This window comes from Paenibacillus larvae subsp. larvae, from assembly GCF_002003265.1.
Classification (GTDB): Bacteria; Bacillota; Bacilli; order Paenibacillales; family NBRC-103111; genus Paenibacillus_H; species Paenibacillus_H larvae.
Map to the genome: position 1 here is coordinate 4179939 of NZ_CP019687.1, position 17034 is coordinate 4196972.

Below are 17034 nucleotides of genomic sequence, written 5' to 3' on the forward strand. Positions count from 1 at the left end.
GAAACACTCTTGTGTTACTAGGGTGTTTTTTTCAATTAAGGCCTAGATTCCGTTCCGGGCTTCTTGTTTCGTATACGGGTATGGATACACAGGAATGCTTATGTTGTAAGCCGGTGCAATTCCGGTCAGACGGGCAATTGGTACTTTCCCGGATTTCTGGCCTCACTAATCCCTTTTGTTCATATAGGGGGTATTCCATATAGAAAATACTCCATATAAGGGGTACATATAGCAAGACTTGACTGGCTGTAATTGGAACCATCCTAGTTTTTACTACCCTTGATTATTAAAGATGAAACAAACAGGAAGCAGAAATATTATTGATAAGAATGTTCTGCAAGTACCTTCTTCATAACTTCCACAAAAGCTTCGGCAGCTTTGGACATATACCGCCCTTTACGTCTAGCCATGACCAGGGAACGGGTGGGGTGACCCTGTAAGGGCAAATGAACCGGACTCATCTCACTCCATGCACGTTTGGAGATAAAAAAAGGAACGAAGGCTACGCCCATGCCGGCCGCGACAAGAGATTGAATTGTCTCCATATTGCTGCTCTCAAATACAATCTGTGGGGTAAAGCCGGCTCGTTCACATAATTCTTTTGTCAATTGCCTGAAGCCCTGACCCTTTTTTAGGGCAATGAAGGGTTCATTTTTTAACATGCTGACAGGCACTTCCTTTTCCTGACTATATAAGGACGCAAGAGAATGACCGGGGGTACGGCCAGGACGATCTTTTCCTCCAGCAAAGGATCATAGACAAGAGTATCTTCTCTAAGAGGAAGCATCAGCAGACTGAGATCAGTTTGTCCCTGGGAAGTCAGAATTTCCAGATTTGCTGAAGTCTCCTCAATCAGTAGTAATTCTATGTTGGGATAAGCGGATTGAAAGACAGGAAGAACAAAGGGGAGTATGGTAGAACCGGTCATAGGCATGCTGCCGATTACCAGCCGCCCCTTCTTCATCTCGGAAATATCCTCCATCTCCTGCTTCAACTGTTCGACCATATCGATAATCTGCTGGGCTTTTTGCACAAAAATAGAGCCTGCATAAGTGAGTTCTACAGAATTGGTTGTTCGCTGGAACAGTAAAACGCCGATTTCTTTCTCCAGTTTCGAGAGCTGCTGGCTCAAGGAAGGCTGTGCAATATGAAGCTTTTCGGCTGCCCGAGAAAAATTATGCTCTTCAGCAATGCGCAAGGCATATTGAAGCTGCCGGAGTTCCATGTGAGTCACCTCTCTTTGAAAATAAACATTTCATAATTATTGTTTTTACCTATCAAAGCTATAGTTATTATATCTTAGATCAATGAAGAAGAAAATGATACGATACAAGACAAGAGAAGAACGGAATTTATGAAGAGGTGAGTGGGTATGAGTAAACAAACAATGTTTGAGAAAATTTGGAATCAGCATGTGATTCACCAAGAGGAAGGGAAACCGAGCATTTTGTATATTGATCTGCACCTGGTTCATGAGGTGACTTCCCCTCAGGCATTTGAAGGGCTTCGGCTTTCTGGACGCAGGGTAAGACGGCCTGATTTGACTTTTGCCACGATGGACCATAACGTTCCCACCAAGGATCGCTTTAACATTGAAGATCCCATATCCAAACAGCAGATCGATACGCTGACGGCAAACTGTAAGGAATTTGGAGTAAAGTTATTTGACTTGAACAGCATGGATCAAGGGGTAGTTCATGTCATGGGGCCGGAACTTGGACTTACACATCCCGGGAAAACAATTGTATGCGGCGATAGCCATACCTCGACTCACGGAGCGTTCGGGGCCCTTGCTTTTGGAATCGGCACAAGTGAGGTGGAACACGTTATGGCCACACAAACTCTTCAGCAGGCCAAACCTAAGACTATGGAAGTACGGATTAACGGAAAGCTGGGAGCGGGAGTGACTGCTAAAGATCTGATCCTTGGGGTTATTGCGAAATATGGAACGGACTTTGCTACCGGTTATGTTATCGAGTATACCGGAGAAGCAATCCGTTCCTTATCGATGGAAGAACGGATGACAGTTTGCAACATGTCAATTGAAGCTGGTGCCCGTGCCGGCCTGATTGCTCCGGATCAAACGACTTTCGATTACTTGAAAGGCCGCCCTTATGTTCCGGCAGGGGAAGCCTTTGACGATGCGGTGGATGCATGGAAACAATTGACCACAGATGAAGGTGCGGCTTATGATCAAGTGGTGGAGTTCGATGCAGGCTCCCTTGTCCCGCAAGTAACTTGGGGAACCAGCCCGGGAATGGGAACGGATGTAACGGAAATTGTTCCGGATCCCCGGCAATTTCCAACGGAAAATCAGCGTAAAGCTGCGCAAAAGGCAATTGAATATATGGGGCTTACTCCCGGTGTACCTATGACAGAATTAAAAGTAGACCGCGTATTTATCGGTTCCTGTACCAATGGCCGGATTGAGGATTTGCGTGCGGCAGCAGCTGTGGCCAAGGGGCATAAGGTGGCCTCCCATGTTGATGCCATTGTTGTCCCGGGATCGGGAAGAGTCAAACTTCAGGCAGAACAGGAAGGTTTAGATCAAGTCTTTAAGGAAGCGGGTTTTGAATGGAGGGATGCCGGATGCAGTATGTGTCTGGCCATGAATCCGGATGTGCTGAATCCTGGAGACAGATGCGCTTCTACTTCCAACCGTAATTTTGAAGGCCGCCAGGGACGAGGAGGCCGTACTCATCTGGTTTCACCAGCTATGGCTGCGGCAGCGGCTATTCGGGGGCATTTTGTCGATGTGCGTGATTGGGTCTTCCAAATCGCCCGGGAAGCCTAATCTAATATTAGAAGACAGGAGGAAGGATCATGCAAGCATTTGTGAAGCATACAGGAAAAACAGCGCCGGTGGACCGGGTGAATGTGGATACGGACGCCATTATCCCAAAACAGTTTCTCAAACGGATTGAACGTACCGGATTCGGACAGTTTTTATTTTACGAATGGAGATTTCATGAAAACGGGAAGGTTAACGAGGAATTTGAACTTAACCAGCCCCGGTACAACGGTGCTTCAGTACTGCTCTCCAGAGCCAACTTTGGCTGCGGCTCCTCTAGGGAGCATGCGCCGTGGGCCATCTTGGATTACGGATTCAGATGCGTAATTGCCCCCTCTTTTGCGGATATTTTTTACAATAACTGCTTTAAAAACGGGATCTTGCCCATCAAACTGTCAGAAGATGAAGTGGAACAACTTTTCCAACGTACGGTTAAGTATCCTGATTATCAGCTGCATATTGATTTGGAAAAGAAAGAAATCGCAGATGATTGCGGACTTGCGTTCAGGTTTGATTTAGACGAGCATAGAAGACAGTTTTTGCTTCAGGGGCTGGATGATATTGGACTTACTCTTCAACACGAAGAAGCGATTTCAAGTTATGAGGAGCAGCATCGTACAAGGCTGGTTTACCCAGTTTAACTGCAGAGCTTAACTCTAAGAAATGAAAAACGGCTCTATAGGGAGCCGGTTTTTCATTGCAGCTTGCAACATTTTGCCCGGTTGTCCCGTCTATGAAAATGCGGCTAGAAGAAAAGAATAGGAGGTTACTTACTTGTAATAAGCCCAAATTACATAGCGTGAAGTGAGATCAGCCCCTACTTCCAACCGCAAAATAAGTTAAGGTTGAGGTGTTTACATGAAACGATGGGTGACTAGCTTGCTGGCGCTGCTTATGATCGTCGTAACGTTCATACCAAATGTCGCTGTAGGTGCATCGTACGAGGAAGTAAAGCTGGTTTTGAACGGAAAAGAGCTGAATCCGGATGTGCCGGCACGGATAGTAGACAATTATACCGTCGTGCCAATCAATACGATCTCGAAAGCTACAGGAGCGGATATCTCTTGGGACGGAGACAACTGGATTGTTACCGTGGTCAAGGGAGGCAAAACCGTTAAGCTGACAATTGGCAATAAGACAGCATATGTAAATGGGGTTCCGCAGACCCTTCCGGTAGCTCCTTTTATTGAAAACGGGAGAACGCTAGTTCCGCTTCGGTTTGTTGGAGAAGTCTTGGGGCTGGACATTACATGGGATGGAATCAATTATATTGTCTATATGACAGATAAAAATATTGCTGATAAGGCAATCGTTCATTCCATCAGCCTGACAGGTAATGACCTCCATATATTTGGAAGCAGCAATCTGCAGCAGCCCAAGGTCTTTACCCTGAGTAGTCCGGAACGTATTGTTATGGACATCCCGAATGCCAAACTGGGAGACCAGTTGGAAAGCCAGGTTTCGGGCGGACAGGGCATTCTGAATGTAGTCAATGGTTCCGTGGACAAAATCCGCTTCTCAAACTTCTCTTCCAATCCGGCAACAGTATGGGTTATTCTGGATCTTAAACAAAAAGTGGATTATAAGCTTCTGAATCCGACCACCCAAGGGGATATTTATCTTCAACTTGCTGGCGGAAACAACGGCTCAGCCAAATTCAAAGTCGTTATAGATGCCGGACATGGCGGCCATGATTCAGGAGCGATTTCAGTCACCAGCAAAAAAGAGAAGGATTTTACTCTGGCAGTGGCGAAGAAAGTGGATAGTCTGCTAAGTCAGGAGCCAGAAATCCAGGGCATAATGACCCGGAGTACGGATGTATTTGTTGAATTGAGTGACCGTGCGAATGTGGCCAATAATCTGAATGCGAACTTATTCTTATCCATCCATGGAAACAAATTTACTTCCACTTCCGCTAGGGGAACCGAAACCTGGTATACAAGGGAAGATGCAAGTAAAAAATTTGCTGCGGTTGTGCAAAAACATGCTGTTGGAGCAACAGGCTTCTACGACCGCGGTGTCAAGAAAGGGAACTTGGCCGTCACCCGGGAAACCAAAATGCCGGCTGCACTGGTAGAGGTTGGTTTCTTGTCTAACCCGACGGAAGAAGCCTTGATGTATCAGGATGCATTTCAGGAAAAAGTGGCAAGGTCATTGGTAGCAGCAATCAAGGAGTATCTGAACGTAAGATAAGAAGGGAGAGCCCATGAACAAAAAACGTTGGTTACAAGGTGCAATTATCACATCATTGGTTATGTTGGCAGCAACCGGTTGCGGACAAAAGAAAGAACCGCTCGGTGCAGCAAGCTCTGCTCCAACAAATACACCTGCCGCATCCTCAGTACCTGCGGCAACACCCGGAACTGAAGCTGATCAAAAGTCTCAGGAAACAAATACTCCTGAAATGAAAACCGTACAAATCAAAGTGTATTATACGGATCAGAATGCGGAAAAACTGGTAGAGAAGCAGGAGAATATTTCCTATAAAACAGATAGAGAAAAATATGCGGCTGCGCTTAATGCACTAAAAAAATCTTCCGATCCGAATGTTATTCCCTTGTTCGAACAGGTAACATTCAAAAGCGTGACTCCTGACAATGACGCACTGAAAGTTGATCTTTCCTTTACGGAAGCGGCACAGCTTGGAGGGAGCGGAGAGGAAATGCTGATACAAGCACTCAAGAAAACGGCTTTCCAATTCCCGGAGATTAGCAAATTGTATATTACCAAAGACGGTAAACAGGTTGAATCACTTATGGGACATTTTGACCTGCCTTACCCTATTACAAAATAAAGCAGGTTTTGCCGGGAGAGGATCATTTCTTTCCCGGCTTTTTTAATTTGTCTTATCTAGGCGGTCAGAATTGTAAATAAAGCTTCATATTTTAGAAAAAGTTTTTATTTTTCCTTAAAGAAGCATTGATTCTCTTACCGTGTTTCGATAAACTTGTGACTACGGCATGACAAGCACACCGTTTGTCCGCTGCAGATTATATGATTTTTCGAGGTATCCATGAACCGAAAGCAAGTAAGACATATTCTGGACACAATAGGTGAGATGTTTCCAGATGCACATTGCGAACTTAATCATTCGAATCCATTTGAACTGACCATTGCGGTTTTGCTTTCTGCCCAATGCACAGACGAAACAGTAAATAAAGTCACACAAGGTTTGTTTCAGAAATATAAACGACCTGAAGACTACCTGGCCGTTTCTCTGGATGAACTTGAACAGGACATCCGGCGCATCGGGCTATACCGTAATAAAGCTAAAAATATTCAAAAGCTGTGTCGGATTCTCCTGGATCAGTATGGCGGAGAGGTACCGAAAAAGCATGAACAGCTTGTCGAACTGCCCGGGGTTGGCAGGAAAACAGCTAATGTTGTTGTATCCAATGCATTTGGTATACCCGCGATTGCGGTAGATACCCATGTGGAAAGAGTATCCAAACGTCTTGGTCTGGCAAACTGGAAAGATTCTGTCCTGGAAGTAGAAAAAAAGCTGATGAAACAAGTTCCGGAAGAAGAGTGGACTTTAACTCATCATCGGCTGATATTCTTTGGGAGATATCATTGCAAGGCACAAAAACCTAAGTGTGAGATCTGCCCGCTGCCGGATATTTGCCGCGAAGGAAAAAAACGAATGAAATTAAGCGATAAAAGGAAAAATAGCGAGTGACTCACTTGTTGTGGATATACCCGAGGAAATATCAACGTGGAATGAAGGATGGGATTGAATCGTGAAATGTATTGCTGTTTATACCAATGATTTTGAACGTTTCTCTGATATTTACGAAACTGTTCTGAAAACACCTCTCCAAGATCAGGAGGAAAAAGAAGTTGAAGGAATAATAGTCAGTGAATCCGGAGATGTGCCTGATAATTATCTGGAGAGAATGAAAACAAAGCCGGAAGTTGTAGTTATGAAAGTGAAGGATAGTAACATTACGATTTTACAACACGGGGATGTATTTGAAATCTTTATCCCTCAAACCCAAAATGTGGTACACTAAAAACCGAAGTCATTCGGTTTTTTTATTTACTTTTTACATGGGGAGATCTGGCATGAAAAAGCAAACCACCAACAGAGATCATCTGCACAAAAAGGCTATCCAATTGCAGCGGACGGCTAATATTGTAAAAGAGGCCGGAGATAATACGAGGGCGGACCAATTACTTGAGCTGAAAGGTAAGCTTGAGAACAAACAATTAACGCTATCCTTCTGCGGCCATTTCTCAGCAGGAAAATCCACAATGATCAATCACCTTTGTGGAACCGCTTTACTTCCTTCAAGCCCTATCCCTACGAGTGCTAATGTGGTTTCCATAACTAATGGAGAAAAAGGAGCGGAAGTTATTCACCGAACGGAACAGGGACTCGTCAAGCAAGAGAAGTCTTTGGAACAAGTGCAGCAATATTGCCTGAATGGACGGGATATCGAGACGGTTCGGCTTAGGTACCTCCTTCCTTTTTTGGGACGACATACTATATTGCTGGATACACCGGGGATTGATTCTACAGATGACGCCCATCACCGGGCTACTGAGTCTGCCTTACACCTGGCAGATGTAGTATTTTACGTTATGGACTATAACCATGTCCAGTCCGAGGTAAACCTGACATTTGCCAAACAAATGCAAGAACGGGGGAAACCCCTTTATTTGATTGTGAACCAGATAGATAAGCACCGGGAAGAAGAATTGACTTTTGAAAGGTTTAAGGAGTCAGCTTATGAAGCTTTCCGGAACTGGGAGATTAACCCGGGAGGATGGCTGTTTCTTTCTCTAAAGGAGCCAGCCCACCCTAATAATGAATGGACAACCTTTACGGCCCTAATTCAACATTTGATAGACAAGCGGGAAGAACTGCTTGCTTATAATATTGACCAGGCTGCAACCTATGTATTATCTGAACATGTTAAATGGACAGGGGAACAACAAGAAGAACGAAAAGTACAACTTAAGGAAAAATTGAATGGGGAAAGCTGCTTACAAGCGCGTAAGGAACTGGAAGAACTGTAGGAACGATTGTGTCAGGCAGATGCTGAAGCAGTTGAATTAGAGAAGAAATTAAAACAGGAATTGCAGTCGATCATTGATCATGCTCAAATCACGCCACCTGGTACACGGGAATTGGCTGCAAGGCTTATGGAAAGTATCCGACCTTCGTTTAAAGTCGGATGGCTAAACCGGGCACAGCAGACAGCGGCCGAACGTCAAAGAAGGCTCCTTGCCTTTGACGAAGATTACCGGGTTCAAGTGGAATCCCAATTGGAATGGCATGTTCAGGATGCGGTCAAGAAAGCAATCCGGGAGCAACAAGTTTCGTCTGATAGGGAAGATCTGTTGAAGGAGACGGAAACCCTTCAGGCGGATATAACTCCTGAATGGCTGCAAAGCCGTATTCAGGCAGATTCTGCTTTGGATAATGCTTATACATTGAATTATATGAAGAAGACAGCTGGAGAAATCCGCCAGATCATCCGGACCAAAACCTGGGGACTATTGGAGCGTATTGCCCAGCGTGCCCGGGACCGTGCAGCCTCACTTCGCGAACAGTCCCGAGCACGCCTCAGCGAGCTGCAAGAGCAGCTTGCCGCAGAAGAAGAGCTGCGTCACATGGCGCAGCGCGAGCGTGCTTACGAGCAGTCGCTGCGCGGACTGCTCGAGCCCCTGGAAGCCGTCATGCCACGGCTTCCAGATCTGGCCCGCCTAACTACGGAGGCGGGTAAACCTGCGTACGGCGTTGTTAATGCCACGCCGGTTATGGATGCGATTCTCCGGGTTTCGCACGGAGAATCGGCCAACTGCGCCGCACCCGCTGACGAAGAAAGGGTCGCAGCAGCACAATCACGCGGAACACAGCGGTCGCGGGTGGAGCGAACGGCAGCCCGACTTCGGCAGGCTGAAGCACTTATTCGCGAGGTTCCGGCGATGCGCACCATTGCGCGTTCGCTGCGCGATAAAGCGGAACGTCTGGCGGACCGGACGTTCACCGTGGCCTTGTTCGGCGCTTTCAGTGCGGGAAAATCCTCGTTCACCAATGCGCTGCTTGGGGAACGGGTGCTGCCGGTATCGCCGAACCCGACTACTGCGGCCATTAATACAATTATGGCGCCGAATGAGGCCTGGCCGCACGGTACAGCTAAGATTAAGATGAAAAGCAGGGAAACCTTGACGGCAGATGTACTACATTCTTTGGATGTATTAGGGATCCATTCCACTACCTTGGAGGAGGCTCTTCTGCAAATAAAGGAACTTGATTCCTCCCATATAGTAGGAAAAGGAAAGCCGCATGTAACCTTTTTGAAAGCAGTGGATAAGGGATGGGAAGAAACCAGTGACCATCTGGGGGAAGAGATTCGGGCAGATATAGAAGGTTTTTCTTCTTACGTGGCACAGGAGCATAAGTCCTGTTTTGTTGAAGAGATTGGGTTGCACTATGCCTCTCTGCTTTTGGAGGATGGGGTTAGGATCGTGGATACACCCGGAGCTGACTCGATTAACGCACGCCATACCGGTGTAGCGTTTAACTATATCAAAAACGCCGATGCGGTTTGGTTCGTAACCTATTATAATCATGCTTTTTCCCAGGCGGACCGGGAATTTCTTTTACAGCTTGGACGGGTGAAAGATAGTTTTGAACTAGATAAGATGTTTTTTGTGGTCAATGCCACAGATCTTGCCTCCTCCAAAAAAGAACTTCAAGAAGTACTGAAACATGTTGCATTCAATCTTCAACAGCATGGCATTCGTCAGCCCAAACTTTATCCGGTCTCCAGCCATAAGGCGATTGAGGCTAAGCAAGGCGGGAATATCGAAGCTCTTCATGTATCGGGAATGGATGTATTTGAAGGGGATTTTAACAAGTTTACGTTTGAAGAATTGACCGACATTTCGATCAGAGCAGCAAATCAGGAATTGGAACGGGCCGTTCATGTCTTATCTACTTGGATAGATAATGCCAGAGAAGATGAAGCCGAGCGAATAAATAGAGCCAGTTTACTTAGAAAGACGGAAACGGCTGTCTTGTCTATACTGGACCAAGTAACGATAGAGACAGAACTAAAGGAATTAACCAAAGAAATCCGGGAACTATTGTATTATGTCAAACAGAGGAATAGCTATCGGTTTAATGAGCTGTATAATTTGGCTTTCAATCCATCCTCATTTAGAGAATCCGGAAACCGGCTTAAAGAAGTACTACTACAGGTCTGGCAAGAACTATTCGAATCCATTCAATTTGATTTGCAGCAGGAAGTTCTGGCTACAACCCTACGGGTCGAAAATACCTTGAATCGGCTAGCACAAAGAAAGTATGTGGAACTTGGCGATAGGGTAAAAGAGAGATTGGATGATTTTGAGTATGAAACCTATGAATCACTATCCTGCCCACCCTGGGAAGGGCACGTATCCCTCATCGTGGAAGGGGTATCTGATAAGATGCTAGTGCAACCTTTTAAAAATTCAAAATCGTTCTTCGAAGGGGAAGGAAAAGCAAAGCTACGTGATCAGTTGGAACGTCTTCTGGAAAAATCAGTGGAAAATTGGGTTCGGGAACAAACGGTTCTAATGATCGATATTTACCAGAGTTTTGCAAAGGACTGTTTGGAAGAACTGAGAAATAAACAAAAAGTCGCGGTGAAAGAACATGTAGAAGGAATTCTGGAAGCTCTTGAGATGAAATTTCCGTTGGATCGGATTGTTCATATGAACCAGCAACTGGAGCAACTGGTCAAAGTATAAATTTGTTTAGACCGATTTCCATGAGGAATCGGTCTTCTTAGGTTTCTTATTTTGGAAAAGTATACTTTTTTCTTTCACTTAGTTCCACTATCCCCTTAGCTCAGAAAATTACCATAAGGCAGACAGAAAATATTAGTCGTGACAAATCATCTCAGATTATCCGATTCTTTGTCTTCTTTGTTTCTTTAAAATTCAAATTGTTTCAATAATAATGGCTTTTTAAAGGTAACTTCAATGCGAACTGGAATAGTTTATTAATAAATCAAGGTGAACCCAAATTACCTGGATCAAGCAGCTGTTGGCGCGTATGGAAGTACGGGGTCGTTAGATGGGGTACAAGATCGGTTCAATGCAGGGGAAACCACCGCCATACATAATTGTAATAGCTGCTCCCAAGGGGATGTATGGCGGAGCGATAGATTATATCGAAAACAGTATTCATCCAGGTATGTTTGAAGATATTTGATCCCTATTCCGTGAAAGGTATCATTCATCCAACTCCATGCCTGCTTGAAGGCAAGATATAAGGGGTTATTGCAGCGAACCCGGTATTTTTGACGGATGATCGATATGTCAGAAGCTGTTTTATCAATATGCTGCTTGGTGAAATGTTCACAATCGGAGTGAAGCGGCAATTTCCTGGGGCGATACGTGCCAGTATGTTCAGTACAAACAGACTCCCAGAGCTTCATTTTGAGCTCCCCTACTTCTTCAGTGGGTGAAACGGATGCGGCTGCGAACAAGGGATACACTCGCAGGTTATATTGCCTAGTAGCATGGTGGCCATAGAAGGCTACGATGCCATTCACTTTCCCTGTCAGAGGCCGAGTAGAATCGACACGGCCCAAGGCAGCCCGGATCTTGCAGAGCATCAACCATGCAGTCTTGTAGGTTACCCCAATTATCAAACTGAGCGGGCTTCTATAAGCAGCATGACGACGGCAGTACAAGAAAACATAACGGGTGTTCGGACTGTGAAGTCATTTGCCAGAGAACCTCATGAGGTGGATAAGTTCAAACTCTGTAATGAGAATTATAAGGAAACAAATATTCATACTCCAAAAATATGGGCCAATATTTTCCGGTTATGGAACTGATGGCAAATATCAGTGAGGACGCTATAGTGCTTAGGCCCGATGATGTGAAGGGACATGTGCAATTTCGGGATGTCAGTTTCGGATATCCGGATAAAGCTCATGCTATTCAACATATTGATCTTAATGTGCCGGCTGGTTCTATTATTGGAATCCTTGGTGGTACCGGATCAGGTAAGGTCTACCATTATCAGCCTGCTGATGAGAGCCTACAATGTGAAAGAAGGTTCGATCTTTCTGGCTGGTATAGACATTAAAGATGTTACCATTTCTTCGCTCTGAGAACAAATCGCGACAGTGTTTCAGGAAGCTTTCTTATTCTCATCCACAATTCGGGGAAACATCGCCTATGGCCGTAAGTGGCTAAAAGGGAAAATATTAAAAGTAGGTTAGAATCAGGTTAAAGGGAAGAAACGCGTGACTGTCCGGCCGGGAACTGCCTTTTCCGGGCCGAACGGTTTTTTTGTGGGGCATGGAGTCAGATTTTTCCTGGTCCGGCGGGACAAAAGTTGCAAATTGGCGCAGGAACATTTACTCTTAAATTTATCAAACTGATGATCGGCAGGAGGGACAGCGTTTGAAATCGACTCATACCATTTGGATATTGGCAGGCCTTACCGGACTTATAGCTACTTGTTTATTCGTTGCGGGGTTTGGCTACGGAGTTCATGCGATAATCAATCCTCCTCAGCAAACAGGAGAACTATCCAGTAAGCCTTCCGAACCTCCGGCGAAATCCGAAGTGGAACAAAAGAACCAAATTCAAATAGTCGCATTAGGGGATTCTTTAACTGCTGGTACCGGAGATAGCAGCGGAGAAGGGTACGTGCTTCGTCTTAAGGACAAACTGCAGAATGAGGTGAATAAACCTGTTCATGTACTAAACAATTTGGCTGTACCCGGTTATGTGACAGACCAGTTCCTCCAGGATCTCGACAAAAAATCGACCCGGGACGCCCTCGCTGCAGCCGACTTGATTGTTTTTACCATCGGGGGAAATGATTTGTTTGCAGGTGGGGATGGTTTGTTTACGAATGGTGCTGAAGAATTTAATCCCAAAGCTGCCGAGGAACGCCTGGAACCTGCGTTAGCCAAAATTAAGCAGGTGTTCGAGAAAATTCATCAGGCAAACCCCGAGGCAACCGTTCTTTATCCAGGGTTGTATTATCCTTTCCTCGATCTGGATTCTGAACGGGCAGGAGCTCTTATTATACAACGATGGAACGACCGTGTTTTCCAAATTATGAATAACTACGATCACATGCATTTCATTCCAACTTATGATTTGTTTGAGCAAAACCTGAACAAATATTTATTTACGGATCATTTTCATCCTAACAGTGACGGATATGAACGAATTGCGGACCGGATGGTAAAAGCAATGCATTAACCGGAGCAGGCGATTCTTCTGGGACACTATATGGGGGAGGAATTATCTTGGAGCAGCAGAAACAGCCCGAAGTTGTGTTGTCTGTAGACAACGTCACCAAAATCATTCGCGGCAAGAAGATTATCAAAGTGATTTCATTTGAAGTGTATGCAGGAGAAATTTTCGGTTTTCTCGGGCCAAACGGGGCCGGGAAAACGACAACCATCCGGATGCTGGTAGATTTGATAACCCCTTCTTCCGGCTCAATTCGGGTTTGCGGCTATGATGTACATAGGCAGCATAACGAGGCAATGGCCCAAATCGGCTGTATTGTGGAAAATCCCGAACTTTACGGATACTTAACGGGATGGGAAAATCTGGAGCATTTTGCGCGGATGCTTCCGGGCATAACGGAAAAGCGGATCGGAGAGGTAGTGGATATTGTCGGTATGGATGCGCGAATCCATGATAAAGTAAAAACATACTCACTCGGTATGCGGCAGAGGCTTGGGATTGCCCAGGCTCTGCTTGGAAATCCTAAGCTTCTGATTCTTGACGAGCCGACTAACGGTTTGGACCCCCAGGGTATCAAAGAAATGAGGGAATTTATCCAAAACCTCGCCAAGACAGGTCTAAGCCTGTTTGTATCCAGCCACTTGCTTAGTGAAATCCAGCAGATGTGCAACCGGGTGGCTATTATTAGCAAAGGTTCCGTAATTCAAGTAGGTGGTGTGGAAGAACTGCTTGGGCAGGCCAGTCACCATGTAGTCTGGACCTTATCCCCAAAGGATAAAGCCCTATCCATATTACAGCAAGAGGAAGGCATTCATATTTTGCATCAAGAGCCGTATTTTTTCGAGGCCAAGGATCAATCGGATGTTTCTCGGGAAACGATAAAGATTATCACTGAAATGGAAGAATGTCTTGTATCCAAGCTTAATGTGAAATTGGTTCAGAACGGTGTTCAGGTTTGGGCAATTGAAATTAAAACTCCCACATTGGAGGAGTTGTTCCTCGGGTTAACGGAAGGTGAAAAAATTGGCTAGCATGACCAACCTTATTCAAAATGAAACGATAAAAATGATCAAAAAGAAACGATTTCTGGTCGTGATTCTCATTTTACTTGCCTTAATCCCTATGTTTACTTATGCTCAGATGAAAGTCTCACAAAATGCGTTGGAACAGTTCGGAACGGATGATTGGAAAGCCCAGGAGAGGCAAAAAATTATTGACTATCAACGCAGCTTAAGTTCAGCCCGTGTACCTGAGGAATGGAAGCAATTCAGACAGGCTGCAATCAAAGTCTCTCAATATTACTTGGATCATGACATTAACCCGGCTTCCCCTAATGCAGTTACCTTTACCAGAGAGTTTGCCAAAAACGCGATCAGCTTGTTCATTCCTCTTATTGTGATGGTAGTGGCCGCAGATATTGTATCTTCGGAACATTCGGGCGGCACAATTAAATTGTTGTTGACAAGACCCGTCAAGCGATGGAAAATCCTAATGAGCAAGTTAATCACATTGATTCTCTTTGTATCGCTGATTGTTTTAGCTACAGGGGTATTAAGCTATCTCATTTCCGGATTTGTTTTTGGATACGGAGGCTGGAATTTGCCTGTCTTTATCGGCTTTCAGCCTACCGGTGCGGATGTGGACCTTAGCTCTGTGAGGGCAATCGCTCAATGGCAGTATCTCCTGATGGAACTTGGTCTTGTCTGGTTTGTCGCCTTAGTCGTGGGCATATTATCCCTAATGGTTTCCGTCTTATTCCGTTCTACTGCAACCGGAATGGGGGTTATGCTCGCGGCTCTGATTTCCGGTACCATTCTGACAAACATGGTATCTTCCTGGGAATCTGCCAAATACCTGTTTATGGTGAATCTGCGTTTAACTGACTATTTGAGCGGTACACTCCCGCCGATAAAAGGAATGACACTTGAATTTTCACTCACGATACTGGCCATTTGGGCGGCAGTCTCATTGGTCGTATCATTTACAGTTTTTACAAGAAAAGATATACTGAATTAACGTGACAAAACAGAAGGAGGCGCTTCGATGGCCGAGCAGCTAGACCTTTATGACAATCAAACGACTCTTTCATCCGATTATGATGCGGATGCGATTCAGGTGCTGGAGGGATTAACCGCGGTACGTAAACGTCCCGGGATGTATATCGGAAGTACGAGTTCATCCGGCCTGCATCATCTCGTTTGGGAGATTGTTGATAATGCGGTTGACGAACACCTCGCCAAGCACTGCTCCAAAATCGATGTGACGATCCATAAAGAAGGATCGATTACGGTATATGATAATGGTCGGGGAATTCCAACGGGAATGCACAAGATGGGAATACCGACTCCACAAGTGGTGTTTACGATTCTCCATGCCGGAGGAAAATTCGGGGGCGGGGGATACAAGAAATCCGGTGGTTTGCATGGTGTTGGAGCTTCCGTAACCAACGCCCTTTCCGAGTGGCTGGAAGTTGAAATTTTCCGGGACGGTCAAATTTACAAGCAGCGTTTCGAGTATTGGGTAGATGAAGCGGGTAAAGAACATGTGGGCGAACCGGTAACCAGTCTAGAGATTATAGGGAAAACCAGTAAATCAGGTACAAAAATTACCTTCAAGCCGGATGTTCGTGTTTTTAAAGGCGGTATACAGTTTAACTACGATACCTTGGCCGAACGTCTGCAGGAACTTGCTTTTTTGAACTCGGGACTTGAAATCTTCTTGAAGGATGAGCGGACTGGTAGTGAGGATCATTTTCTCTACTCTGGCGGGGCAAGTGAGTTTGTCCGTTTTTTAAATGAAGGCAAAGACGTGCTGCATGATGTAATTCATTTTGAAGCGGAAAAAGACGATATTGAAGTGGAAATAGCCATGCAGTATAACATTGGCTATACGGAAACGCTCGTTTCGTTCGTTAACTCGATTCCGACTCGGGGCGGGGGAACCCATGAAACCGGCTTTAAAACAGCTTTTACCAGGGTTATGAATGAGTATGCCCGGAAGAACAGTATTCTTAAGGAGAAGGATAAAAACCTGGAAGGAACGGATCTCCGCGAGGGACTCATGGCTGTCATCAACATCAAAATGAGCGATGTAGAGTTTGTTGGACAGACCAAGGACCAGTTAGGAAGCGCTACTGCGAGAAGTGCTGTGGACGCTGTTGTTTCGGAGAAAATGGCGGTTTTCCTGGAAGAAAACCCGCAGGTTGCCCAAATGATGCTGAAAAAAGCCGTCCAATCAGCCAAGGCACGCGAAGCTGCGAGAAAAGCCAGGGAAGAAGTACGCAGTGGAAAAAAGGGGCGCAGTGAAAGTTCCAACCTGAATGGAAAATTGACACCTGCCCAATCCAAGGATGTTACCCGCAATGAGCTGTTTATCGTAGAGGGGGACTCCGCAGGAGGATCAGCTAAGCAGGGCCGGGATTCTAAGTACCAAGCAATTCTTCCGCTTAAAGGTAAGCCGATGAATCCAGAAAAAGCCAAGCTTCTTGACATTTTAAAAAACGATGAATACAAGGCTATTATCTCCGCAATCGGGGCAGGAGTGGGATCGGAATTTGAATTGTCCGAGACCAACTATAACAAGATTATCATTATGACAGACGCAGATACCGATGGAGCACATATCCAAGTTTTGCTGCTGACTTTCTTCTACCGCTATATGAAGCCACTTGTAGATGCGGGAAAAGTGTATATTGCACAGCCTCCATTGTATAAAATATCGAAAAAAAGCGGCAAACGGACTTCCGTACATTACGCCTGGACAGATGAGGAACTTTCGAAGCTTACCCAGAAAGCTGGGAAAAATTTTGAGCTTCAAAGATATAAAGGTCTTGGAGAAATGAATCCGGAGCAGCTTTGGGAAACGACAATGAATCCGGGGACCCGCATTCTGCTTCAGGTACAGATTGAAGATGCGGCTAAGGCTGAGCGCCGGGTATCCACTCTGATGGGGGATAAGGTTGACCCGAGGAAACGTTGGATTATTGACAACGTTGATTTTACAGAATTTGAGGAATAAAA

General features: G+C 45.3%; 12 protein-coding genes and 3 pseudogenes. 13 read left to right on the plus strand and 2 right to left on the minus strand.

All coding sequences use genetic code 11. The annotated features are described in order from the left end of the window. Positions 1-317 precede the first annotated feature (317 nt). Positions 318-1225, minus strand: a pseudogene (locus BXP28_RS21835) (LysR family transcriptional regulator). Positions 1226-1372: 147 nt separating this feature from the next. Between BXP28_RS21835 and leuC the strand changes: the two are divergent. From leuC to BXP28_RS21875, 8 genes are all read left to right on the plus strand, one after another. Beyond that, a complete protein-coding gene (gene leuC, locus BXP28_RS21840) occupies positions 1373-2794 on the plus strand; it encodes a 3-isopropylmalate dehydratase large subunit (protein ID WP_036657932.1) in 1422 nt (473 codons plus the stop codon). Between the two features lie 29 nt (positions 2795-2823). Then, on the plus strand, positions 2824-3432 hold the full coding sequence (leuD, locus tag BXP28_RS21845) for a 3-isopropylmalate dehydratase small subunit (protein ID WP_023482714.1): 609 nt from the start codon (positions 2824-2826) through the stop codon (positions 3430-3432). A gap of 217 nt (positions 3433-3649) precedes the next feature. Then, positions 3650-4984, plus strand: a complete 1335-nt coding sequence (locus BXP28_RS21850) for an N-acetylmuramoyl-L-alanine amidase family protein (RefSeq protein WP_036657933.1) — start codon at positions 3650-3652, stop codon at positions 4982-4984. 13 nt (positions 4985-4997) lie between these two features. Further along, the gene (locus tag BXP28_RS21855; RefSeq protein ID WP_023482716.1) at positions 4998-5585 is read left to right on the plus strand and encodes a GerMN domain-containing protein; all 588 of its coding nucleotides are present in this window, start codon (positions 4998-5000) and stop codon (positions 5583-5585) included. Positions 5586-5804: 219 nt separating this feature from the next. Next, positions 5805-6470 (plus strand): endonuclease III, encoded by a 666-nt coding sequence (gene nth, locus BXP28_RS21860; protein ID WP_023482717.1) that lies wholly within the window; start codon positions 5805-5807, stop codon positions 6468-6470. A gap of 61 nt (positions 6471-6531) precedes the next feature. Then, the gene (locus tag BXP28_RS21865; RefSeq protein ID WP_024093802.1) at positions 6532-6804 is read left to right on the plus strand and encodes a hypothetical protein; all 273 of its coding nucleotides are present in this window, start codon (positions 6532-6534) and stop codon (positions 6802-6804) included. A 52-nt stretch (positions 6805-6856) separates the two neighbouring features. Next, positions 6857-7813, plus strand: coding sequence for a dynamin family protein (locus tag BXP28_RS21870; protein WP_167552511.1), 957 nt, complete (start codon positions 6857-6859; stop codon positions 7811-7813). Between the two features lie 6 nt (positions 7814-7819). After that, the gene (locus BXP28_RS21875) at positions 7820-10537 is read left to right on the plus strand and encodes a dynamin family protein (protein WP_077585206.1); all 2718 of its coding nucleotides are present in this window, start codon (positions 7820-7822) and stop codon (positions 10535-10537) included. 287 nt (positions 10538-10824) lie between these two features. Here BXP28_RS21875 and BXP28_RS23090 read toward each other — a convergent pair. Continuing rightward, positions 10825-11451: pseudogene (locus BXP28_RS23090) on the minus strand (transposase); the annotation flags it as partial. On the opposite strand from BXP28_RS23090, the pseudogene BXP28_RS25690 reads away from it, so the two are divergent. The 5 genes and pseudogenes from BXP28_RS25690 to parE form a co-directional block, all read left to right on the plus strand. Next, positions 11431-11991, plus strand: a pseudogene (locus tag BXP28_RS25690) (ATP-binding cassette domain-containing protein); the annotation flags it as partial. The pseudogenes BXP28_RS23090 and BXP28_RS25690 sit on opposite strands and share 21 nt — an antisense overlap. Before the next feature lie 217 nt (positions 11992-12208). After that, positions 12209-13021: a GDSL-type esterase/lipase family protein gene (locus tag BXP28_RS21890; protein ID WP_024093806.1), complete on the plus strand. Its 813-nt coding sequence runs from the start codon at positions 12209-12211 to the stop codon at positions 13019-13021. 47 nt (positions 13022-13068) lie between these two features. Then, positions 13069-14046, plus strand: a complete 978-nt coding sequence (locus BXP28_RS21895; protein WP_023482722.1) for an ABC transporter ATP-binding protein — start codon at positions 13069-13071, stop codon at positions 14044-14046. After that, entirely contained in the window at positions 14039-15031 is a 993-nt protein-coding gene (locus tag BXP28_RS21900) for an ABC transporter permease (RefSeq protein WP_036658426.1), read from the plus strand. The genes BXP28_RS21895 and BXP28_RS21900 overlap by 8 nt, the downstream gene beginning before the upstream one ends. A gap of 27 nt (positions 15032-15058) precedes the next feature. Then, positions 15059-17032: a DNA topoisomerase IV subunit B gene (parE, locus tag BXP28_RS21905; protein ID WP_023482724.1), complete on the plus strand. Its 1974-nt coding sequence runs from the start codon at positions 15059-15061 to the stop codon at positions 17030-17032. Positions 17033-17034: the final 2 nt, after the last annotated feature.